Annotated in this window: 19 protein-coding genes; 12 read left to right on the plus strand and 7 right to left on the minus strand. The window is 61.5% G+C overall.

What is annotated here, in order from left to right; all coding sequences use genetic code 11:
- The first annotated feature begins 71 nt into the window (after positions 1-71).
- Positions 72-2,261 carry a transglycosylase domain-containing protein gene (locus KCX59_RS18460; protein WP_179017623.1) on the plus strand — a complete coding sequence of 730 codons (2,190 nt, stop codon included), beginning with the start codon at positions 72-74 and terminating at the stop codon, positions 2,259-2,261.
- 158 nt (positions 2,262-2,419) lie between these two features.
- Here the strand turns inward: KCX59_RS18460 and KCX59_RS18465 are convergent, their stop codons facing one another.
- Positions 2,420-3,151 (minus strand): glutamine amidotransferase, encoded by a 732-nt coding sequence (locus tag KCX59_RS18465; protein ID WP_179017624.1) that lies wholly within the window; start codon positions 3,149-3,151, stop codon positions 2,420-2,422.
- A gap of 164 nt (positions 3,152-3,315) precedes the next feature.
- Between KCX59_RS18465 and KCX59_RS18470 the strand changes: the two genes are divergently transcribed.
- Positions 3,316-4,542, plus strand: coding sequence for an MFS transporter (locus KCX59_RS18470; protein WP_178994231.1), 1,227 nt, complete (start codon positions 3,316-3,318; stop codon positions 4,540-4,542).
- A 173-nt stretch (positions 4,543-4,715) separates the two neighbouring features.
- Positions 4,716-6,041: an ammonium transporter gene (locus KCX59_RS18475; protein ID WP_179017805.1), complete on the plus strand. Its 1,326-nt coding sequence runs from the start codon at positions 4,716-4,718 to the stop codon at positions 6,039-6,041.
- A gap of 139 nt (positions 6,042-6,180) precedes the next feature.
- Here KCX59_RS18475 and KCX59_RS18480 read toward each other — a convergent pair whose 3' ends face one another.
- Positions 6,181-6,777: a DUF1992 domain-containing protein gene (locus KCX59_RS18480; RefSeq protein WP_179017625.1), complete on the minus strand. Its 597-nt coding sequence runs from the start codon at positions 6,775-6,777 to the stop codon at positions 6,181-6,183.
- Positions 6,778-7,016: 239 nt separating this feature from the next.
- Positions 7,017-9,308, minus strand: coding sequence for a SulP family inorganic anion transporter (locus KCX59_RS18485; RefSeq protein ID WP_179017626.1), 2,292 nt, complete (start codon positions 9,306-9,308; stop codon positions 7,017-7,019).
- Between the two features lie 294 nt (positions 9,309-9,602).
- Between KCX59_RS18485 and KCX59_RS18490 the strand changes: the two genes are divergently transcribed.
- The 6 genes from KCX59_RS18490 (at position 9,603) to KCX59_RS18515 (ending at position 17,346) form a co-directional block, all read left to right on the plus strand.
- On the plus strand, positions 9,603-10,118 hold the full coding sequence (locus tag KCX59_RS18490; RefSeq protein ID WP_179017627.1) for a YncE family protein: 516 nt from the start codon (positions 9,603-9,605) through the stop codon (positions 10,116-10,118).
- Between the two features lie 23 nt (positions 10,119-10,141).
- Positions 10,142-11,704 carry an FG-GAP-like repeat-containing protein gene (locus KCX59_RS18495; protein WP_179017628.1) on the plus strand — a complete coding sequence of 521 codons (1,563 nt, stop codon included), beginning with the start codon at positions 10,142-10,144 and terminating at the stop codon, positions 11,702-11,704.
- A 158-nt stretch (positions 11,705-11,862) separates the two neighbouring features.
- Entirely contained in the window at positions 11,863-14,046 is a 2,184-nt protein-coding gene (locus tag KCX59_RS18500; protein WP_179017629.1) for an FG-GAP-like repeat-containing protein, read from the plus strand.
- A gap of 68 nt (positions 14,047-14,114) precedes the next feature.
- Positions 14,115-15,227: an acyl-CoA dehydrogenase family protein gene (locus KCX59_RS18505; RefSeq protein ID WP_179017630.1), complete on the plus strand. Its 1,113-nt coding sequence runs from the start codon at positions 14,115-14,117 to the stop codon at positions 15,225-15,227.
- Positions 15,221-16,585: a PIG-L family deacetylase gene (locus KCX59_RS18510; RefSeq protein ID WP_179017631.1), complete on the plus strand. Its 1,365-nt coding sequence runs from the start codon at positions 15,221-15,223 to the stop codon at positions 16,583-16,585. The genes KCX59_RS18505 and KCX59_RS18510 overlap by 7 nt, the downstream gene beginning before the upstream one ends.
- 2 nt (positions 16,586-16,587) lie before the next feature.
- A complete protein-coding gene (locus KCX59_RS18515) occupies positions 16,588-17,346 on the plus strand; it encodes a glycosyltransferase (RefSeq protein WP_179017632.1) in 759 nt (252 codons plus the stop codon).
- A gap of 11 nt (positions 17,347-17,357) precedes the next feature.
- Here the strand turns inward: KCX59_RS18515 and KCX59_RS18520 are convergent, their stop codons facing one another.
- The 4 genes from KCX59_RS18520 to KCX59_RS18535 form a co-directional block, all read right to left on the minus strand.
- Entirely contained in the window at positions 17,358-17,936 is a 579-nt protein-coding gene (locus tag KCX59_RS18520; protein WP_179017633.1) for an adenylate kinase, read from the minus strand.
- Positions 17,937-18,037: 101 nt separating this feature from the next.
- A complete protein-coding gene (locus KCX59_RS18525) occupies positions 18,038-18,535 on the minus strand; it encodes an SRPBCC family protein (protein WP_179017634.1) in 498 nt (165 codons plus the stop codon).
- Positions 18,532-18,894, minus strand: coding sequence for an ArsR/SmtB family transcription factor (locus KCX59_RS18530; protein WP_178994167.1), 363 nt, complete (start codon positions 18,892-18,894; stop codon positions 18,532-18,534). The genes KCX59_RS18525 and KCX59_RS18530 overlap by 4 nt, the downstream gene beginning before the upstream one ends.
- Before the next feature lie 48 nt (positions 18,895-18,942).
- A complete protein-coding gene (locus KCX59_RS18535; protein WP_178994165.1) occupies positions 18,943-19,821 on the minus strand; it encodes a MurR/RpiR family transcriptional regulator in 879 nt (292 codons plus the stop codon).
- 108 nt (positions 19,822-19,929) lie between these two features.
- Here KCX59_RS18535 and KCX59_RS18540 point away from each other — a divergent pair, with 108 nt between their 5' ends.
- Genes KCX59_RS18540 through KCX59_RS18550 form a run of 3 tightly spaced genes read left to right on the plus strand, consistent with a single transcriptional unit; the run spans position 19,930 to position 23,043 of the window.
- Positions 19,930-21,318 carry an MFS transporter gene (locus KCX59_RS18540; protein WP_178994163.1) on the plus strand — a complete coding sequence of 463 codons (1,389 nt, stop codon included), beginning with the start codon at positions 19,930-19,932 and terminating at the stop codon, positions 21,316-21,318.
- A 5-nt stretch (positions 21,319-21,323) separates the two neighbouring features.
- Positions 21,324-21,809, plus strand: coding sequence for a GAF domain-containing protein (locus tag KCX59_RS18545; RefSeq protein ID WP_179017806.1), 486 nt, complete (start codon positions 21,324-21,326; stop codon positions 21,807-21,809).
- Between the two features lies 1 nt (position 21,810).
- A complete protein-coding gene (locus tag KCX59_RS18550; protein ID WP_179017635.1) occupies positions 21,811-23,043 on the plus strand; it encodes a metal-dependent hydrolase family protein in 1,233 nt (410 codons plus the stop codon).
- Positions 23,044-23,168 lie beyond the last annotated feature (125 nt).

Below are 23,168 nucleotides of genomic sequence, written 5' to 3' on the forward strand. Positions count from 1 at the left end.
AGCCCCACAGCGTTGGCGGACGTATTCTGTAGCTACTTTTCAGCCTGACATCCCTAGGGAGTGGCACGAAAATGAAGCGGAACAAGGGTCCAAAGATAAGTCTGGGCAAGGTCCTCTTGAGGGTCTTCGGGTTCTTCTTCGTGAGCATTCTCTGCGGGGTGCTGATCACAGGATTCCTGGCCCCCGTGGTTGCCTTCACCAGCACCACCGTGGGCGGGTCCGTAGGGTTTTATCAAAGCCTGCCGGCCGAGCTCGACGTCGATTCCCCCTCGCTTTCCAGCACGGTAGTCTCTGCAGACGGGCAACTAATAGCCACCTTCTTCGCCGAGAACCGGGTGAAAGTCCCCCTGGAGGAGATGTCGCCGTTCATCCGTGAGGCGATCATCGCTATCGAGGACAGCCGCTTCTACGAGCATGCGGGTGTGGACGCCCAAGGCATCATGCGGGCCCTGAGCTCCAACTTGACCCAAGGCACCCGGCAAGGCGCTTCCACGCTCACCCAGCAGTACGTCACCAACGTCCTCAACGAGTCCCGCCTGTCCGACGGGCGGCCGGAGGACGTGGTGCTCAGCGGCCAGAAGACCGTGGGCGACAAGTTGCGCGAGATCAAGCTTGCCCTGGAACTGGAGAAGCGCTTCAACAAGGACCAGATCCTTGAGGGTTACCTGAACATCGTGTTCTTCAACCGGAACGCCTACGGCATCGAGGCCGCATCCCGCTACTTCTTTAGTACCTCCGCCATGGATCTGACTCTGCCCCAAGCAGCCCTCCTGGCCGGTTTGGTCAATGGTCCCAGCATTTACGACCCCATTGCCGATCCCCAGGCTGCACTCGACCGCCGCAATCTGGTGTTGGACCGGATGCTGGAACAGGGCAAGATCACGGCTGTGGACCACGGCGTAGCGGTGGCCACACCTATCGAACTGGACATAACTCCTTCCCTGCAAGGGTGTGCGGGCACATCCTTCGCCACCTACTTCTGTGACTACGTTTCCCACCTCATCCTGAACAACGAAGCCTTCGGTTCAACGTTGGAGGAACGTGAGCGGCTCCTCTACCGCGGTGGCCTGACCATCACCACCACGTTGGATAGTCGCCTCCAGAATCTCGCCCAGCAACAAGTGGACGCGTCCGCCGGAGCCAACCCGGACAAGTGGGGCGCGGCGATGACCACTGTTCAGCCGGGCACGGGGAAGATCCTGGCGATGGCCCAAAACACGGTGTTCGTACCCCAGGAAGGAAAGTACGACACCCAGCTGAACTTCAATGTGGATGCCAAAGACGAGAACGGCTACGACCTCAATGGGGCGGGCGGTTTCCAGCCCGGTTCAACCATGAAACCGTTCATCTACGCCGAGTGGCTCAATGAGGGCAAGCACCCCACCGCCACGGTCGACGCCTCGCGCAGGGTGTACCCGGTGGGTTTCCCCTGGCGTTCGAGTTGTGGCAAGGTCCTTGGCGGCTACAGCACAGCCCAGAAGGCCCAGAACCTGGGTGCCGACGACGACCTGCAAAATAACGACGACGGCTACTACCGCCCGATGCCCATCAACTACGGCCTCTACAACTCCATCAACACCGCCACTTTCGCCACTGCAGCCCAACTGGACTTCTGCGGGATCCAGAAAATGGTGGACGCCGTTGGCCTCCACAGCGGTTTGGACAACGCGCCGGTGAACATGCACCAGATCGGCAATCTCCTTGGTTCCATCGGCGTGGCCCCGATGGTTCTGGCCAGCGCCTACGCCACCTTTGCCAATGACGGCACCTACTGCAAACCCATTGCCATTACCGGGATCAGCGATTCCCAAGGGCGCCAGTTCGAAGCTCAAACACCCGAATGCCGGGAAGCTGTGAAACCGGCCGTGGCCCGCGGTGTGAACGCCGTCCTTCAGGATGTGATGAAGGTGGGTTCCGGCGTCTGGATTGAACCCAAGGTCCACACCAAGGTCCCCGTGGCCGCAAAGACGGGGACGTCCAACAACAACGGAGCTACGTGGGTGGCCGGTTACACCACGACCCTCGCCACGGCGTCGTTCTTTGGCGATACGACGGCGGGACAGCAGCGGGCGGGGCAGAACGTCACCATCAACGGCAAGTTCTACAAATCCTTGGACGGGTACATGATCGCCGGGCCGCAATGGGCCAACTACATGGTGGAAGCTGTGGCACTGTACCCGAGCGGGCCGTTCGTGGCACCGGCTCCGCCGCCCTCCCCCGCGCCCACCACACCGGCGACTCCGCAGCTGACCCGGCGGTGACCCCCCACCCCCACGTTGCGAGGCCTATTCTGCGCACAATTCCTTCGCCAAAGGCTGCAAAGCAGGCCCCACAACAAACCACCACCCACGTTGCGAGGCCTATTCTGCGCACAATTCCTTCGCCAAAGGCTGCAAAGCAGGCCCCACAACTCAAGGGGTTAGCGGGCGTAGCGCTTCGTGAAGTTCCGGAGCACCCGCATGGGTTCGGTCACGGATGACTGGCGGGCCGTCTCGATGAGTTCATCGGCTGTGTGGGGCGGGAAGTAACCGGCATTCTTGTAGATGTTGATGCGGGTGATCAGGCCGTCGGCGTCGAGTTCAGGGTGGAACTGCGTGGCGTAGAGGTTGTTCTTGATTCGGAACATGTGCACCGGGCACGCCTCCGAACTGGCCAACAGCACAGCGTGCTCGGGAAGTTGGCTGCACGCTTCCTTGTGCCCAACGAACGCCTCGAAGGTGTGGGGGACGCCGCTAAGCATGGGATCCTGCTCCCCCTCTGCAGTCAGCGTGATCTCCGTTGGCCCCACTGCTTCGCCGAATCGGCGATCTATCACGGCCCCTTGGTGCACGCCCAGGGTGCCGACGCCGTAGCAAGCCCCCAGAAAAGGGAAGTCATCGGCCACGATTCGGTCCAGGAGTGATGAGAGTTCCGTCTCAACCCGGATCTGGTCCGCGCTCTTTTCCTCCACAGGATCGCTGGACGTGTAAGGGCTGCCACCAACGATCACGCCGGAATAGTCGGACAGTTCAAAGGGAGGCAAAGGCCCGGATTCCAGCCGAATACGGACCAGTTCCTCCGGTTTCAGGCCGCAGTACCGGAGGTAGGCCTGGTATTCGTCATCGGCTGCGGCATCTTCGGCGCGGGTGGCCAGCAAGAGGAAGGGCTTCACAGGCCCAGTCTGCGCGAGGAATGGCTGACGGACAAAGTGTGTTGCAAACCTGAGGGGGTTTCTGACAGAGACTCCCTCGCATCACCGTGGCTGCATAACGTTGTAGGGATCCCTACAACACCCCCAGAATCATTCCAGAGGAGCAATCTTTGAAGCAGCACCCCGTGGTCGTCGGAACGCCATCATCCAAGGCGTCGCGTGCTGAAACGCAGCAACCGAAGAAGATCCCGTGGGGCGGCCTCTTGGTACTGGCGGCTGCCGGTTTCACTGCAGTGACCACCGAACTCCTGCCCTCGGGTCTGCTCCCCCAGATCAGCCGGGATCTCGACGTGGACGAATCGGCCGTAGGTTATCTCACTGCGGTCTACGCTGCGATCATCGTCTTTACCGCCCTTCCGCTCTCCCGGTTCCTGGCTGGACGGGTTCCCCGCAAGACCTTGTTGATCGCCACTGTTCTGGCGTTTGCCCTCAGCAACGTACTCCTCGCACTCAGCCCCACGTTGGGTTGGGCGATCGGGGCGCGGCTCCTTGGCGGCATCGCGCACGGAATGTTGTGGTCCAGCATGGCGCCGTATGTGGCGCGCATCGTTCCAGCACATTCCGTGGGCAAGGCCATGGCTGTTGTGTTCAGCGGCAACAGCATCGCGCTGGCCGTCGGCGCTCCCATTGGGACGCTGATGGGTTCACTCATGACGTGGCGGGCCTCGTTCTTGGTCCTTGCCGGAGTGGGCGCGCTCCTGGCAGTTCTGGCGTTCTGGCTTCTCCCGGGCGCGCATGACCAAGCCAGCCAGAAGACTCCATCCCTCCGTGCGGCAATGAAACTGCCCGGCGTGATCGCTGTGGCCGTCGCGTGGCCACTTCTGTTGCTTGCCCACTTCACGCTGTTCACCTACGTGGCTCCGTTCTTGCTCGCCTCCGGTCTGCCGGAATCTGCAACGAGCATCTCCCTGTCCGTGGTGGGAATCGCCAGCCTTGTAGGTATTTGGATTGCCGGCATGACGGCAGACTCCCGCCCACGCACCTCGGTGATTGCCGCCGTCGGACTTTTGACCCTTGCGTTCGCCCTGCTGCCTGCGCTGGGCGGCACCTGGGTGGGGGCGTTCGGGCTGATGACGCTGTGGGGCATTGCGTTCGGTGCGGTGGGCATTTACAACCAGGCCGCGATTCTCCGTGCAGGTGGCGAGCACAAGGATGCTGCCAACGGGCTCACCGTGGTGACCATCCAGCTGGGTATCGCCGTCGGCGCCGTGTACGGAGCTTTCGCCCTCACCACAGTAGGTGCCCAACTTGTGCCACTGGCCGCAGCCCTGCCCACAGCGATCGCCTTGGTGATCATCATCGCCAGCCGACGCGGAGGCTATCCAGCCGGGCCGCAAGAGAAGCGCCGTTAACATTCCCGAAACATGGCAGTGACGTGATCTTCACGAACGGGGGATTTCTGTAACTTACCTGCAACTTAGCTCTTCTGAGTCGGAAACATAGCTCACCGAATATTGATCGGGGGGTTGGCGTGGGCCGGAACAACGGCCCCGTTTCGGACAGGCTCAATGAGAAGGGAACGCAGGTGGAGATCTCTGCGCAACACGTCTGGATGATGTTGTCGGCGGCAATGGTGCTGTTCATGACCCCCGGCCTCGGCCTTTTTTACGGTGGCATGACCCGAGCCAAGGCTGCGCTCAACATGATCATGATGAGCTTCATCTCGGCGGGCATCGTGGGCGTGGTGTGGGTCCTGTGGGGCTACTCGATGACCACCGGCGACGGCTTCCTCGGCCTGTTCGGCAACCCCTTCGCGCACTTCGGCCTCCAGGACCTGATCGGCTCGCCCGATCTCATCAAGGCCGGCTTCGCCGCCACTTTCGCCATCATCACCGTGGCCCTCATCAGCGGTGCGATCGCCGACCGCGCCAAGTTCGGCGCTTGGGCACTGTTCGTTCCGATCTGGATCACCGTGGTTTACTGCCCGCTGGCCTACATGATCTGGGGCGGTGGCCTCATGAGCGCCGGGGGTGCCGTGACCCAAATCTTCGGCCAGGTCATCGACTTCGCCGGCGGCGCAGTGGTTGAGGTCAGTTCCGGAACCGCCGCTTTCGTCCTCGCATTGATCGTGGGAAAGCGTCACGGATTCGCCAAGGACCCCAACCACCGCCCGCACAACGTGCCGTTCATCATGATTGGCGCGGCCATCCTCTGGTTCGGCTGGTTCGGCTTCAACGGCGGCGCAGCAACCACGGCCGAGCAGGCCGGCCTCATCTGGATCAACACCTTGGTGACACCGGCAGCGGCGATGCTCAGCTGGCTCGTGGTGGAGAAGATCCGCCACGGACACCCCACTTCCCTGGGTGCGGCATCCGGCGTCGTGGCCGGCTTGGTGGCGATCACCCCTTCCTGCGCCAACATCAGCCCGCTTGCAGCTCTCGGCCTGGGCCTGGTGGCCGGCGCCGCCTGCGCAGTGTTCGTTGATCTGAAGTACAGGTTCGGTTTCGACGACTCCCTGGACGTGGTGGGCGTCCACTTCGGCGCCGGCGTCATCGGCACACTGTCCTTGGGATTCATCGCCTTCCCCACCGACGGCACGGCCGGCGGCCTCCTCTACGGTGGCGGCCCGCAGCAGCTCATTGCCCAGACAGTCGCCGTGCTGATCACCATCGCCCTGTCCGGTTTGGGCACGCTGGTGATCGGCCGGGCTATCCACAAGACCATCGGATTCCGGGTTCCCTTGGAGCACGAAGTCACCGGCGTCGACCTCACCCAGCACGCCGAGTCCGCTTACGAGTTCGGCCTCACCGCTCACGGCCATTTCCGCCAACAGCAGGCGCACCTCTCGGCCCTGGTTGCGCGGAAGCCGGCTGCGGCCGTTCCGGAGGCCAAGGAGGACAGCTTCGCCTAAGGGACCCTTCGCAGAACAGCAGCCGACGGCGGAAGTTCAGTCCCGCCGTCGGCTGCTGTTTGTGCCGTCCCCGCCCAAGTAGGTAGCAGTTAATGTCGTTCTGACGTCTCAAAACGACATCAACTGCGACTCAGTTGGATTAGCCGGAGCCGTTCCACAGGCGCTGCCACCACGTCCGCTTGCCCGGCGGTTCGGTTTCCGGCTCGGGAGATGCTGCGGCCGCCCTGCGCTTCCGCCACTTTTCCACCTCGGCCTCCACATCACGGAGCCTGGTGATCACTGGAGGCCCGCCTTGTAGTTGCCTGCGCGCCTCGATCACGCGTTTGTTGAAGTCCTCGAGGATGTCCCGGACCTGCTTGTCCGTGTACTGCTGGTCCAGCTTGGCGTCGAGCTCAGAGTCCTCGATCCGCAGCAAAATGGCGGGCGGGCCGATCCCGCTCAGCCGTTCCCGCTGGATGAGTCCCTTGACCCACCAGTCGGGGTCGTAGTGCTCCCCCAAGCCGGGAATTGGCTTGCCGGCATACTTCAGGTTGTCGAACTTGCCCTGGTTCATGGCGTCCCGGATGAGGTACTCAACGCGGGCAGCGTCATCCACCTTGCGACGTTTCTCGCGTTCTTCGGCATCCGCGGCCTCAAGCTCTGCGTCTTCCTCGGCACTTCCGCCCCAAGACCGCACCGCCCGCAGTTCCGCACCCCGCTCGAGCTTCCGCCTGAAGGCGTTGTTCTCGGCGTTCACGTTCCCGCCACCTCCTCACACGGCAGCCTTCGCCTGCCGGAATTCGTGGTTCCGAATCCAGTATTCCGCACGTTGCTGAGGTTATTCCCCGTACCCCGGCGCTCGACGTTTGAAACCCGCGGCTGCGCATGTACCACCACCACCCACTATGAAATTGCAGCAGCCCCGACACGCCGCCACTAGGGGCGTGTCGGGGCTGAATGCAGCTCAATGTGGGTGGTGGCCGTCCCCCGGCGGAATCAGGAACGGACCGCCATGCTCGGATCCAGTTGCTCGATGCCTTCCGGTGTCACCAAGACAACGCGCGCCGTGCAGATGTCGTAGAACAATCCAGTGGCCTGCACCCGACCGGAAGCCAGGGCCGGGCCGGTAACCGGGTGTTGTTCCAGCTTCCGGAGTTGGAGGGCAACGTTCACCATGCTCAGCTGATCGAGGCGGCTGTAGCCCTCAGCGGAAGCAGCCAGAGCCACCGGGTGACCGGCCAGCAAGGCAGAGTAGCTCGGCCGTGCATGCTCCAGCCACTCATCGAAACCGTCGCCCATGTCAGGCGAAGCACCCTCAGCATCGGCAATGACAGCCTTCATCGCGCCGCAGTTGGAGTGGCCGCAGACCACGATCGAGTCCACGGTCAAGCCCTTGACGGCGAAGGACAGTGCGGAGTCGATCGAGGCATCGCGCCCGTCATTGCACACCACGTTGCCGATATTTCGGAGCGTGAGGAGATCGCCCGGTCCGCTGCTGGTGATCAGATTGGGGTTCACCCGGGAGTCTACACATGCAACGAACAGGGTGTCGGGGTTCTGACCGTCGGTGAGGTCCTGAACCAACGGGCGGACCTTCTCTGCGTGCCGCCGGTGATACTTATCGATGCCAAGGAGGATGGACCGCAGCGGCGGCTGCCCGCCGTCTTCGTCATCATCTACCTGGTTGACCCGCGCAGAAAGCGGCTGCCAGGAAGTACGGGGCGGCAGCGGGAATTCGCGCGGGTCCTGGCGCTGTGGCGTGTTGTCCTCGGCGTCGCTGAAGGCAGTGGTGCCGTGCTCCTCAAGGATCACGGAGGCGCCGGAATTCCGTTGCTGCCTCTGCCACGCGACCAAGGCTTCGCGGAAGGCGTGATCGAGGTAGTCGGCGTTGAGTTCCACCACGACATCCTGGCCTTCGGGCACGGAGTGGAGGACGCGGTTGAGCCGGGGCAGGGCGAAGAAGCTGCACGAGCCGGCGATGGTGACGCGCCACGGCGTCGCCTCAGCAGCAGGAGCATGCGCGTGGATCTGCGCCCGGAGCACACGCCAGAGCACGCAGAGAGCAGCAAGCGCGAGGCCGATAATGACGCCTTCGAGCAGGTTGAGGACCACGACGCACACCAGCGTGACGCTGTAGACCAGGAGATCGCCGGTGCGGAGACTGGTCCGGATGTCGGCGACTTTGATGAGTTTCGCACCAATGACCAACAGCAGGCCGGCCAGTACCGACAACGGGATCAGTTGGATGAGGCCGGCAAAGAGGGCAGAAAACACCAGAACCCAGACGCCGTGCAGGATGGCCGATGTGCGGCTTGCGGCGCCCGCTTCAACGTTGGTGGCGCTGCGGACGATTACTCCCGTCACGGGAAGGCCGCCAAGCATGCCGGAAACGACGTTCGCGGAGCCTTGGCCGACGAGTTCGCGGTTGAGGTTGGTGCGCGAGCCGCCCATTTTGTCCACGGCAACGGCTGAGAGGAGCGACTCGATGCTCGCGATAAGTGCCACCGTAATGACGGCCATGGCTGCGGCACGCCAGTTCCCGTCGGGCAGGCTTGGGAGGGCGATGGCGTCGAAGATGGATCCGCTGAAGCTGATGCGCTCAACACCCGGCGCTACGGCAACAGATAGTGCAGTAACCGCGACGACGGCAGCAAGCGGCCCAGGAATCCTCCGGACTGCGGCGGGGAGGAACTTCCACGTCAGCAAAATTGCGACGACGGCCAGGCCCAGGAGCGCCGAGTGTAGCTCGACGTTGGTGATGGCTGCAGGAAGCGCAGTGAGGTTTTCGATGGCCGATCCAGCGGCTTGACCGCCAAGAAGTACGTGGAGTTGCTGCAGGATGATGGTGATACCGATGCCGGCAAGCATCGCCTTGACCACCACTGGCGACACGGCCAGCGCCGCCCGGCCTATGCGGCTGACACCCATGAGCAGCTGCACGACGCCGGCAGCGGCGGTGATGGCGCACGTCACCTGCCAGCCGAACTCGTCAACCAGACCAGCTACGACGACGGTCAGTCCGGCGGCCGGGCCGCTCACCTGCAGTGGGGAGCCACCCAGGCTGCCTGCGACAATGCCGCCGACGGCTGCGGCAATGAGACCGGCCATGACGGGAGCACCTGAGGCTGCGGCGATGCCGAGGGAAAGCGGGAGGGCGACAAGGAAGACGACAAGTGACGCCGGGAGGTCTGCGCCAAGGTTGCTCAGGAAGGTGGGCTTACGAGCCTTGGTGCCTGGCGGGCTGTGGGAGTCGGTAGGAACTGTGGCGGATTGGTTGGGTTGCGGCATTGGTTCTCCTAGCTCGGACTGCTGACCCTTTCCAAGCTACGGAATCTGTCACCGTCAATGACAACAAGATGTGACAAGCGTGACAAAAGCTGTGAAGATGCGCTTCATGTTGGGACCAATGGGAACTTTGGCGGGGGTGGAGCGCGTTGGGGGTCCGGAGCTTTGGCCGCTTGGATGAAACATTGGGACCCGGATCACATCCGGTGCGCTGCTGGCTGTAAACTTCGCTGGTTGAAGCGATAGTCGCTCATCGAATTTATTGGGGGTTGAGCCTTGGCTGCTCGGGGTATATCCATGTCTTTTGTCGGTGCTGGCAGGCGTCTGGCTGCCGGGCTCCTGGTCTTGCTTACAACGGCGACGGTCCTCGTCGGAGTTGGAGCCGGGCCGGCGCAGGCTGACATTCTCACCGATCAGATCCCAGCACCCAACAGTGGCGAGATGGTTTTCAATAGTGCCGCAGAAAGCGTCTACCTCATTCACGAGCTGAGCACATCAGTAACGAAAGTGAATGTGTGGACCAGGGCCACTAAAAACATTCCAGTCACCGAGCACGCTCAACTGCTGGCAGTGAATAACAAGACGAACAAGATCTATGTTACTCATGCCGCCACGGGCGGGATGACCGTCATTGATGGCATCACAAACCAGACAACAAAAATTGCAATAAATAAATCACCTAGAGGAATTGTTGTTAATGAAGCAACAAATCGGTGTACGTGTCACATGATAACAGTTTGTCAATTATTGACGCTGCCACGAACACAGTCGTGTCATTACCAACCCCACAATATGTATCATCCATCGGGTTGAATGTAGTTACAAATAAGTTGTACATGACTGGTGGGCCCGGAATGCAGGTTGGCGTTCTCGACGGAGCAACCAATGTACTGACCACCATCAACATGGAGAGCAGCGGGCAATCGCTGATGGTCAATACGACAACAAACACGGTCTACATCGCCCAACCTCAATCAATTGCAATCTTGAACGCGAAAGACAACACCGTCGAGTACTTGCCGATCAAGCCTGGTGCGGTCCCTGGACGAATGGTGGTGAACCATAGGACGAATCGCGTGTATGCAATTAATCGGTCCGGCGGCAGCCTAATAATGATTGATGGCATGACTAAAGTCATCGAATACATCCCAACAAGCGAGACATATTTCTTTGCCGATATAGCCGTAAATGAATCTACGAACAAGGTCTATGCCTCAAGTGGAACGCAAAGGAATGTGCTGGTGTTCAACGGGATCACTGGCTCTGAAGGCAAAGTATCAGGCGTGTATTCGGGTAGGGATATAGCGGTTGATGAACCTAACAACAGGATCTATGTTGCCGATGTGGTGCTGGGTGATGTTGCAATAATTGATGGCCAGAATGTTCCTCCTGCCATCACCTCCACAGCACCGCCCGCTAGCAGAGTTGGGGACCACTACCAGCACAAATTTACTGCGACCGGCTCCCTGACTCCCATTTTCAAAGTAGCTTCCGGAGCGCTGCCGCCCGGTATTTCCCTCAGCGAAAACGGAGATCTCCAGGGCATCCCCACAGTCGCCGGGACGTTCACTTTCAGTGTGTCCGCGATAAATGGCTACGAACCGAATGCGTCAAGTCCAACTCATTCGGTAACAATCAAGCCAGCCCAACTTATCCGTGACTTCAATGGCGATAAGAGGCCAGACGTGATTTCACGTGACGGGTATGGGAACCTGTGGCTATATCCCGGCAATGGCTCAGGAGGCTGGTATGCGCGGGAGCATGTTGGCCAAGGCTGGAACGTGATGTCATCGATTGTTGCCCCGGGAGACTTCAACGGTGACGGAAAGCCCGATCTGTTGGCAAGAGACTTCAGTGGCGCCCTGTGGCTTTATCCGGGGAACGGCTCCGGCGGCTGGCTTCAAAGGGTCCAAGCCGGGCAAGGCTGGAATGTCATGAAGGAGATCACAGCTGCGGGGGACCTCGACCACGACGGAAATGCAGACCTCGTAGCCCGGGACTTCAGCGGCTACTTCTCCTTCTACAGAGGCAACGGGCGTGGCGGCTGGCTGAGTCAGAGTGTGATTGGTGGAGGCTGGAACATCATGACAACCACGATAAGTCCAGGCGACCTCAACGGGGACAATCACGAGGATCTTCTCGCCGTAGACACAATCGGCACGCTTTATGGCTATGACGGAAGCTCAAGGGGATATGCCGGTCCCCATCTAGCGGGTAATGGCTGGAACGCCATGACCGCAATCCTCGGCCCCGGTGACTTCAACGGCGACGGCAAAGTGGACCTCCTCGCACGTGACGCTGGAGGCGCCCTGTGGCTCTATCCAAGCAACGGCTGGGGAGGGTGGCTCCCCCGCGGCCAGGTCGGTTCCGGCTGGAACGCCATGAACCTGATCATCTAGCACCAGGAAACAAAGCAAAGCGAACGACGGCGGGAACCTCCCGCCGTCGTTCGCTTTCGTCCCGGGGCAGCAACACTGTTGCATAACCCGCCGATGCCGCGTAACGGCCCTTCGCCATATAAACTTCGCAGGTTGACGCGACGGTCGCGCACTGAATTATGGGGGTCGAGCCTTTGGCTGCTCTGGGTATTTTCACGTTTTCTTCCACCAGCCTCCGGCACCGAATCGCCGCCACTCTGGTGGCTGTGGCCACTGCTGGGGCAGTCTTGGTAGGAGTTTCCCTGCCCGCTCAAGCTGACACCATCACAGATGGCATCCGCATCGGCTCCGAGCCTTTTGCCGTAGTGGTAAATGAAGTCACCAACAAGGTCTACGTCACCAGCGAGGAGAGCAACTCCGTCATCGTCCTGGACGGGGCGACCAAGCTGGAAAAGACCATACCGGTAGGGGTGCGGCCCCGCGAACTTGCCGTCAACGAGATAACCAACAAGATCTACGTAGCGAACAACGGCAGTTCGTCCGTGAGCATCATTGACGGAGCAACAGGTACCACGAAGACCGTCGCTTTGATGGGTGACCCTATGGCAGTTGCGGTGAACGAGACCACCAATAAGGTCTACGTCTCAACATCCGGCACGAACGGCGTCACTGTCCTTGACGGTGCCACGGGCGCCACAACAGCCCTTCCGGCAACGGTCTACTCCTTCGCGGTCAACGAGAAAACCAACAAGATCTACGGAGTAACCCGAGGCAGCAGCCAAGTGACTGTTGTGGATGGTGCAACGAACACCGTCTCGGCGATTCCTGTCTGCAGCGATACTCGCGGGGTAGCAGTGAACGATGCCACCAATACGGTTTTTGCTACGTGCCTTGCCTCCAAGGCGATCGCGGTTATTGATGGTGGAACACTTGCGGTCACAACAGTTCCCACTGGCGTGGACTCCGGGCCCAAGGAGATTGCGCTGAATCGCAGCAACAACAAGGTCTACGCGCTGAACTCTGAGCTTGCCAGCATGACCGTCCTGGATGGCGCAACGAAGACGATTGCCAGCATTCCTACGGGCGAAAATGCCTCAGGTCTGGCAGTCAACGAGGTGACCAACAAGGTTTACGTACCCCTTTGGTACCGCTCCCGTGTGATGGTCTTTGACGGAACCACCAACGCTGCTGGAAGCCTTCCAGGCTTCAGCATGCCGGGCAAGATGGCAATCAATACGAAGACCAACAAAATCTATGTAAGAAATCTGCCGTACAGCATCAACGAAGACAGCAAGAATATCGTCGTTATCGACGGCAAGAGCGTTGCCCCCACATTCACATCCGGCCCTCCCCCGTCAAGAGGGACAGTTGGCACCTACTACGAGCATCGATTCGCGGCAAAGGGTTCGCTCACCCCGACCTTCAAAGTTGTTAGCGGCTCCCTCCCGCCCGGATTGACTCTTAGCGACGGCGGCAGCCTTTCCGGAGTTCCGACCTCCGCAGGTACGTTCACCTTCAATGTCTCTGCCTCAAATGGTTACAGCCCTGATGCCGTGACCTCTGCTGCGACCATCACCATCGCGGCCGCTATACGGCACGATTTCAACGGCGATAAGAAGCCCGATGTCCTTTCCCGGGACGCCAACGGCAACCTGTGGCTCTATCCCGGCCAAGGCAACGGCGGATGGCTCCCCCGGGTACAGGTTGGGCAGGGCTGGAACATGATGACCTCCATTGTGGCCCCGGGCGACTTCAATGGTGACGGCAAAGCTGATGTGTTGGCCCGCGATGCAGGCGGGATTCTTTGGCTTTACCCAGGCAACGGCGGGGGCGGCTGGTTCCCTAGAGTCCAAGTGGGCCAGGGGTGGACCTCCATGAGCGGCATTACCGCCGTAGGCGACCTCGACCTGGACGGCAACGCGGACCTGGTGGCAAAAGACTCATCCGGCTATCTCTCGCTCTATCGCGGAAACGGCAAAGGCGGCTGGCTTTCACAGAATTGGATGAGCAACGGCTGGCAGGTTCTCACGACGATGGTGGGACCCGGTGATTTCACAAAAGACGGCGTTGCGGACCTCCTGGCCGTTGACGGAGCCGGGTCCTTGCGTTTGTACACCGGTTATGCCACGCCGTATCCCGGCGGCACCTCTGCCGGATTCTTTGGTCCTGGCACGATCGGAAACGGCTGGAACGCCATGACCGCAATCGTCGGCCCCGGTGACTTCAACGGCGACGGCAACGTGGACCTCCTTGCCCGTGACGCCGGAGGCGCCCTGTGGCTCTACCCCAGCAACGGCCAAGGAGGCTGGCTCCCCCGCGGCCTGGTCGGCTCCGGCTGGAACGCCATGAACCTGATCATCTAGCACCAAGAAACAACGCAAAGCGGACGACATGGCATGACCCTAAGGCTCCTTAGAATAGGCTGGGTCTCATGAGCGACACCGAAGCCCAGCCCGTCCGCATCAGCTCCGAGCCCGTGCAGCTGCAAGCACTGGAACCCGTGCTCGAAAAAGTGCGGGCCGCTGTGGGCGACGTGCAGGCGTTGCTGACCATTGCCGAGGACATCGGCCGGACCGCCCCAAAGCCAGGCGAGGGAAACACCGCCAAGCTCTGGGAGCTCCTTGCTTCCGTAACAGCCGTGGATGTCGCTGCGGGACGAGTGCTCGAACCACACCTTGATGCCTTGGCAATCCACACCCAAGCCGGCGTAGAAGAACCGCAAGAGGGAACATGGGGAGTCTTCGCAGCGGAAGGCCCGGGGATGAAGCTCGAGGCCAAGCGCACCGCTGACGGCAACTACGTCCTCAACGGCTCCAAGCCGTGGTGCTCACTCGCCGCGCAGCTGGACGGCGCCGTGATCACAGCCCACACAGAAGACAACAGCAGGGCTGCCTTCGCCGTGAATCTAAAGGACCCCGGCGTCTCCTGCGAAACTCCTCAATGGACCAGTCGCGGCCTGCAGGAAATCCCCAGTGGTACCGTCCACTTTGACCAAGTCGCAGCGCAGCCCGTGAACCAAGGAAGTTGGTATTTCCAGCGACCGGGCTTCGCCTGGGGCGGCATGGGCGTGGCCGCGTGTTGGTTTGGCGGTGCCATCGCCGTGGCTCGCGACTACGCCCAAGCCCTCACGAAGGCCGCAGCCAACGGCCGCGAACCCGACCAAGTGGCACTGGCTCACTTAGGCGAAATTGACCGGATCATCAGCTCAATCACGGGTTTTCTTGCCCAGACGGCAGAACGCATCGACGCCGGCGAGCTGGACGACGCCAACGCTGACGGCTCCGGCGTGGACGGATCAAGCGCTCCCTGCCCGGGCAGCCCGAGCGCCTGGAGCGAGGCCCTCCGTGTCCGCGGGACTGTTGCCGCCGCCGTCGAGCGTGTTCAAATGCTGGTGTCGCAAAACCTCGGTCCCGGGCCGTTGGCTTTCAACGAAACGTATGGAAAGCGCATGGCGGACCTGTCGCTGTACATCCGGCAGCATCACGCCATGAGGGACGATGCCCAACTGGGCGCACTGGCTCTGAAAGGGGACCGCTGGTGGTAGCTTTCTCGCACACGGACACCGGGACAGTCGAGTCGGAATGGGCGGCCAGCGGAGTTGCGGCCCTGCCGGAATTGCCGTTGGATCCGTCCGAACTTGCGGCCACAGCTTTCGTGGTGCTGGCCGCGCACCCAGACGACGAATCTCTTGGCGCCGGAGGCTTCGTGGCCAAACTTCATACAGCCGGAGCTGCAGTGCATTTCTTGCTGTGCACTGCGGGCGAAGCGTCGCACCCGGACTCACAAACCACGACGCCGGAACAGCTTGCCGCTGTCAGGCTCACGGAGTTCGACACGGGAGTGTCCGGGCTGGCTCCCAGCGCCACATGGCGGTTTCTGGAACTTCCCGATGGGCAACTTGCGGCCCACACCGAGGTTATCGCCAAAGCCGTCAGGGAAGCCGTCGCGTCCTTCGGCCACGCCGCGGAGCACGTTGTGCTTGTGGCCCCGTACCGTGCTGATGGGCACACGGACCATGACGTTTTGGGCACTGTCGCCGCGGAAGTCGCAACCAAGGACGGCCACGGGCTCCTGGAATATCCCATCTGGTACTGGCTATGGTCGGGACCGGATGACGCAACGTGGGAGTCGTGGGTTCGGGTCCCATTGAACAACCACGAACAGCAAGCCAAGGCCAACGCCATGAGCGCCCACGCCTCGCAAACGCAGCCGCTGTCCAGTAAGCCGGGCGATGAGACGCTACTGTCGGACGGCTTCCTTGAGCATTTCAAGAGGCCGTGGGAAACCTTCGCCTGGCATCCTTCCAAGGCGGGCAGCAACAGTGCCGCCGACGCGGAGCGGATCTTCGACGAGGTCCACTCCAAAGCCGAGGATCCCTGGAGCTACACCACCAGCTGGTACGAACGGCGCAAAAGGGCACTAACCCTGGCCGCACTTCCGGAGGAATCTTATGAATCCGGCCTGGAAATAGGTTGTTCCATTGGCACCCTCAGTGAGGAACTCGCGAAACGTTGCAGTCAGTTCCTGGCTGTGGACGCCAGCGGTGCTGCACTTGCCCAGGCAACTGAGCGGCTTTCCCAGTTCCCCTCCGCGGAGGCAAGACACCTCACAATGCCCGGCGAGTGGCCCGAGGGTACCTTCGATCTGGTGGTGTTGTCCGAGACGGGCTACTATCTTTCGCCGGATGAGCTCACCGAACTAATGGCTCATATTGAAGCATCCACCCGTCCCGGCGGCACACTGCTCCTGTGCCATTGGCGGCACCCCATCTCCGGATGGGAATTGGATGCGGAGGCGGTCCATGCGATGGCCCGCAACCAACCCGGCTGGTCAACGCACGGACTCTACCGCGAGAAGGATTTCATGCTGGAGGTCCTTCTTGCTCCGGGCAGGACAGGATAACCGTGCCTGGCGGACGCGATATCAAGAGCGTGGGAGTGGTGATGCCTGCGCACAACGAGGAGCAACACATCGGCAAAGCCCTGCTCGCGCTGAAGACGGCCGCTGATGAGTTGGAACGGCAACACCGCGCCATGGAAGCCAAGATCGTTGTGGTGTTGGATAACTGCAGTGACCGTTCGGCTGAGATCACCGCCGCGCATGTCTCCAACGATGCTCGCTTCCGCGTGGTCAACGTCAAGCTCCGCAGCACGGGGGCGAGCCGGGATTCCGGTTTCCGCACGGCATTGGAATGCCTGCCAGCGAACGGGCCGGAGGGTATCTGGCTGGCCACCACAGACGCCGATTCCACCGTTCCGCAGCATTGGTTGACACGGCAAGTGGAACTGGCCAACGCGGGAGCGGACGCCGTACTTGGATCAGTGGAACCCGACCCGGAGGACATGGATCCCGTTATCCATCGCCGTTGGCTGGAACTCCATCCGTTTCGTGAGGATCACCAGCACATTTATGGCGCCAATCTGGGCATCCGTGCCTCGGCCTATCTCACTGCAGGCGGCTTCCCGGCGCTGCGCGCCCACGAGGACCGCGTCCTGGTGGAGCGGCTCCGCCGGCATGGTTTTGCGGTCACCGCTACGGACACCATCCGCGTTTTGACCTCGGGGCGGACGCACGCCCGTGCTCCGGAAGGATTCGCCGCGTATCTGCGCTCCCTTGCAGCTGAACTGCCCCCTGCCGAGCTTCCGACTGCCGCCAGCGGCTAACCCGCCAGCAGCTAACCCCGCAGCGCCCCCTCCAATGCGGCAATCGCTGCCTTCGTGATCGTTTCCCGTTGCCCGGATCCATCAATACGGAGCAGAATCCCGCGGTGCGCGTAAGCCGTCAGCACCGGTTGCGTCTCGTCACGGTACAGTTCCAGACGGCGTTGGATCACGGGTTCCGTGTCATCGGCACGCCCCTCTTCCTGCGCTCGGAGCAACATCCGGGCAATGAGTTCATCATCGGAACCCGTTAGTTCGAGGACCACTTCAAGGGCTTGCTGCCGATCAGCGAGGATCTCGTCCAGCGCACCAATCTGGATGACGGTCCTGGGATAGCCGTCCAGGAGGAAACCGGCCGCGGCATCGGCTTCTTCAAGCCGCACCCTCAGCATGGCCGTGGTGACGTGGTCCGGCACAAACTCGCCGCGATCCATGTATCCGCTGGCTTCAGCACCCAACTCCGTCTTCTCGAGGACGTGGGCGCGGAACAGCTCACCAGTAGAAATGGCAGGGATCCCAAAATGCCGCGCGATATGCTCCGCCTGCGTGCCTTTGCCGGAACCCGGAGGGCCCATGATGATCAATCGCGCCATGACACTGGTCCGTTTCGAGAGGCAGCCGGGACTTAACCATACGCCGACGACGACGGGAGGCACCCGCCGTCGTCGGCATCTTTTTGCTGGTGGTCCAGTCGTCAGGCGTTGGCTGATTCCTTAAGGACGGCGTCGATCTGCTCGGCTGCCTCCCGCATTCCTTCTTCCATGCCCATCTCGACCATCTTCTGCATCTGCTCCTCGGAGTCGAAGGTGGAGGTGATGGTCATGCGTGTGCGGTTGTCCAGGGGCTCGAGCTTCACTGTGGCGTGGGTGATACCGAGGTCGTCCACGGGCGCACCTTGCTCGTCCGCGAAGCCGTCATCGAACTCAAGGTGGTCCGGGGCGTTGATGGCGGTGAATTTCCACCAACCCCGCGCCTTGGTGCCGTCCGGCCCGGTCATGTAGTAGGCGGCCTTCCCGCCAACGGTGAATTCATGCGTCTCAAAAGTCGCCGGCCAGGTGGGCGGTCCCCACCAACGCTCAAGCTGCCGGGGGTCTTCCCAGATCCTCCAGACGCGCTTCACGTCGGCATCGAATTCAGAAACAATGCTGAAGCTCAGGGCCTCAACATCCTTGTTCACGCTGACAACAGTCATGGCAGATCCCTTTCATCATCTTCGGCGAGTATGTCCGCAATCCGGCCGGCACGTTGCCGCCAGATCATTTCGAGTTGATCCAGCAGATGGCGCGCTTTCTGCAATCCTTCATGGTTCCCCCGCACGATCTGCTCCCTCCCACGCTTTTCCTTGGTGACCAGGGAGGCCCGTTCCAGGACCGCGACATGTTTTTGCACGGCCGCGAAACTCATGGTGTAGAGCGCCGCGAGCCCGGAGACCGAGTACTCCCCCGCCGTCACCCGGGCCACGATGTCCCTGCGCGTCGCATCTGCCAACGCGTGGAAGAGGCGGTCGGTTTCGGCGTCCGAGGGGCTTGTCCTGAGCTGATCTACAACCATTTGGTTGTACGATATCGCCGGCCAACGGGCTAAGTCAATGTCCCCGCGTTAGGAACTTGAGCGGGGATGCATGATACGCATCTGATCCCAGGTCCGCTCCGAGGCGGCGATGTTCTGGTTGGAGCGTTCGCGGTCCAAGGAGGCAAGCTCGACGGCGATCGCCTGGACCGCGGCCACCGCACCTGTCAGGGATGGGAAGAAGCCGGCGCCCTCCGTGGGCACCACAATCCGATGGTCAGCGTGCACCGCCACAGGCGATCCCGCACTGTCAGTGATCGAAACGATGGGCGTGCCAAGATTGTGGGCGATGTCCACAGCCCGCATGGTGCTGTCATAGACCCGCCAAAGGCTGATGGCGATCACCAGGTCCTCTGCCCCGAGCCGCGCAATGGCATTGGTGAGTGCCGCAACGTCAGCATCAAGGAGCCGAACGTTGTAGCCGGCGATGATCGCATTGTGCTCCAGCGCCTTGCCGGGGATGGCGTAACTTCCTGCCGCGACGATGAAAGTTTGCCGCGCACCTGCGATCGCCTTCGCAATATCATGGAGAGTGCGGGCGTCCAAGGTGCGCTCGAAATGCGCCAGATTCGCCCGGTCAGTAGATACCGCGGCCTGCGCAGGACTGCTGATGTGGCCGTTGTGTTCGGCCGCAACCTCCACTGCGCTCAGCGACGCCAGGAACCGCGAGCGCAGCTCAAATTGAAAGTCCGCCCACCCTTTAAATCCCAGTGTTTGCGCGGTTCTGGTCACGGTCGAGGCGTTCGAGGCCGCCACTGCGGCAATGTCGCTGACGGAGCCGTAAGACGCAAGCCGGGGCTGGGATCGGAGGATGCCGATCACTTGCATTTGGCGCGCCGCGAGCTTCCGCCCTTGGACGCGACTATCCAGCCACTCGGTCAACGTTGACGAGTCGAAATCTTCTTCCACCTATTGACCTACCTCACACTTTGGCCGTAACTTCGATACATCGCTTCTGCACAGACCCGTGCATATTCCTCAAAATGTACAACTTGGCCCACTTTGGCAGGAATCACCATGTCTCTCACAGCACGCTTGGATCGTCTGGCTCTCAGTCGACCACACTACAAGCTTCTCCTCATCGGAGGCCTCGGCTACTCGTTCGACGGTATGGACGGGGCAGTGGTCGCCTTCCTGCTCCCGCGCATCCAGGAACTGTGGGGCCTCAACACCGCCAGCCTCGGCTTGGTGGGCTCGGCGGCCCCGTTCGGTTTCTTCTTCGGCGCAATCCTGGCCGGCTGGATGGGCGACCGCTTTGGCCGTAAGAAGGTCATGCTCTGGGCACTCGCCTTCTACTGCGTCATGTCAGTGGTGGCGGCCATGGCCCCGAACTTTGAAGTCTTCCTCATTGCACGGATCTTTGCAGGTTTGGGTGCAGGTGCTGAAAGTGTGATCATTGCACCGTTCCTCTCCGAGTTCATTCCTCCGAGGCGTCGCGGCTGGTTCATCGGAACCCTGGCGGGATTCTTCTCCTTCGGCTTCGTGGGCGCTGCACTCATCGGCCGCTTCGTTGTCCCGCTGGGGGAGGACGGCTGGCGGTGGGCGCAGGTGATCACTGCTATTCCCATCCTGCTCCTTCTCTGGTGGCGCCGCAGCCTGCCGGAATCACCTCGATACCTCATCAGTCGTGGCCGCATAGCCGAGGCCACGGAAGTGGTGGATCGTTTTGAGCAGAGCGTAGTGAAGGCCACCGGCAAACCACTCGCGCCCCTGCCGCCTGCCGAGGAAGAGATCACTAAACACGAGCAGAAAATCAGCATCTGGAACGCCCTCAAGTTCATGTGGTCCAAGGCCATGCGTCGCCGGACCGCCGTGATCTGGTTGATCTGGTTCGTCATCACGTTCTCCTACTACGGCTTCTTCTCCTGGATTCCCACCCTCCTTGTAGGCCGCGGCATCACCATCACCAAGAGCTTCGAGTTCTCCATCCTCATTTATTTGGCGCAGATCCCGGGCTACTTCTCCGCCGCTTGGTTGTGTGACCGGATTGACCGTAAGAACACCATTGCCCTGTACTTGGCGGGATCGGCCATCAGCGCCTTCTGGTTGAGCCAATCCAACGACTCCGGCATGATCCTCGTAGCAGCCGCAACGTTGTCCTTCTTCCTTAACGGAACCTACGCCGGCGTCTACGCCTACACTCCGGAGCTCTTCCCCACCTGGATGCGTGCCACAGGTGTCGGCCTGGCCAGCGCGGTAGGCCGCATCGGCAGCATCCTGGCTCCGTCCATCATCGGCATCTTCGCTGCTTCCCTTGGCTTCGGTGGAGTGTTCACCATGACCACGGTGGTACTGACCATCGGCGTGCTGGGCGTCGTGATCTTCGGCGCCTCCACGGCGGGCAAGTCGTTGGAGGACATCAACGCCCGCGCCGAACATGACCCGGCCGCGGCAGGAAGCAAGTGAAAGCGATGAATGCAGACGCAGTTTTCCAGCAGACCTTCGAGGCAATCCAGCAGGGACCAGGAGTCATTCTGTTCACCGCCCTGCAGTGGATTCCGGAGCGGTCCAGCCTTAAGCGCCTTTTCACCAGCCATCCGGCCGAATACCCGGTAGGCGGCGAGAAGACCGTAGAGATCTCCCCCGGCTGGTTGGGAACGGTCATTGAGGACAAGGAGCCGTTCCTCGCCCCCGATCTGGAAGCGCTACGGGAAGTCTTTTCAGACTCCGGACTCATCCAGCAACTGGGCTGCGGCGCCGTCATCAACGTGCCCGTCCTCGACCAGCAGCACAATGTTGTGGGCGTCCTGGCCCTGTTGGACGCAGAAGGGAAGTACACGCAGGAAAGTGTGGAAACCGCCGTCGACGTCATCAACGCGAACCGGGCTGAACTGGTTCAGGCCTTTGAAGCGCATCCCACCAAAGCCCCCGAAACCCCTGCGAAGGACACCGTTTAACGTGAGTACCACCCCAGAAACCACCCCGTTGGTCATCCGCAACGCGAGCGTCCTGGACGTCGAGGCGGGCACTTACTCCACTGCCGACGTCGTAAGCGTTGACGGAAAGATCAGCAGCGTCGGGCCAAACGCCGAAATGCCCTCCGGCGCGCGAGTCATCGACGGCACCGGCAAATTTGTTATCCCCGGCCTGATCGATGCCCACGTCCACGTGGTGGCTTCCAGCGCCGACTTCCGTTCACTCACCTACACCCCGGCGTCCTACGTCTACGCGCAGACGGCCCGGATCATGGGACAGATGCTGCGTCGCGGCTTCACGACTGTCCGAGACCTGTCCGGCGCCGATTTTGGGCTGGCGATGGCTCAGGAGGAAGGCCTGCTCGAGGGGCCGAAGATCCACTTCTGCGGTCACGCGCTCAGCCAGACCGGCGGTCACGGCGATATGCGCCTGCCAGGCGAAGACCATGACCCTAACGGACGCGGCTGTTGCGGCATCGGCCGCGTGGCCGACGGCGTGGATGCGGTCCGCGCCGCCGCTCGCGACGAGATCCGCAAAGGCGCCCACCACATCAAGATCATGGCATCCGGTGGCGTCTCTTCTCCCACGGACCGCATCGACTCCACCCAGTACTCCATGGAAGAGATGCGCGCCGCCGTGGAAGAGGCCCAAGCCGCCAACCGCTACGTCGCCGCCCACGCCTACACCGCCCGCGCTATCAACCGCGCCCTGGAAGCAGGCGTCCGCTCGATCGAACACGGCAACCTGTTGGACGACGAGAGCCTCAAGCTATTCCTGGAAAAGGACGCTTTCCTGGTACCCACCCTTGTCACCTACTGGGCGCTGAAGGAAGAGGGCAAGGAATTCGGGCTCACGGAGGAAATGTGGGCCAAAGTGGATTCCGTACTCACCAGCGGACTCGAAGCGATCGCCCGCGCCCACGAAGCGGGCGTCAAAATGGCCTTCGGTTCGGACCTCCTGGGCGGGATGCACCGACACCAGAACGAGCAGTTCAGGCTGCTCGGCAAGGTCCAGCCGGCAATTGACGCCATCCGCTCCGCAACCACGACGGCGGCCCTGCTGCTTGAGCGCGAAGGCGAACTTGGCGTGATCTCGCCTGGTGCGGACGCCGACATGCTGGTCCTCGGGGCCGACCCTGTTGCGGATATTTCCGTGCTGGCCGACATCTCCGAGCATCTTGAATACCTCATCCAGGATGGCCGGGTGATCTCCTAGTTTCTGTGCCTGCCGCGTGTGCAGTCCTTCCCGACGCTCTCTCACTTAACGCGCCATTTCCGCCGACGCTCTATCACCCGGTGATAGAGCGTTCGGCGGAAGGGGCCGTTAGGTGAGAGAGCGTT

The sequence above is a fragment of the Paenarthrobacter nitroguajacolicus genome (assembly GCF_051027655.1).
GTDB classification, from domain to species: domain Bacteria; phylum Actinomycetota; class Actinomycetes; order Actinomycetales; family Micrococcaceae; genus Arthrobacter; species Arthrobacter nitroguajacolicus.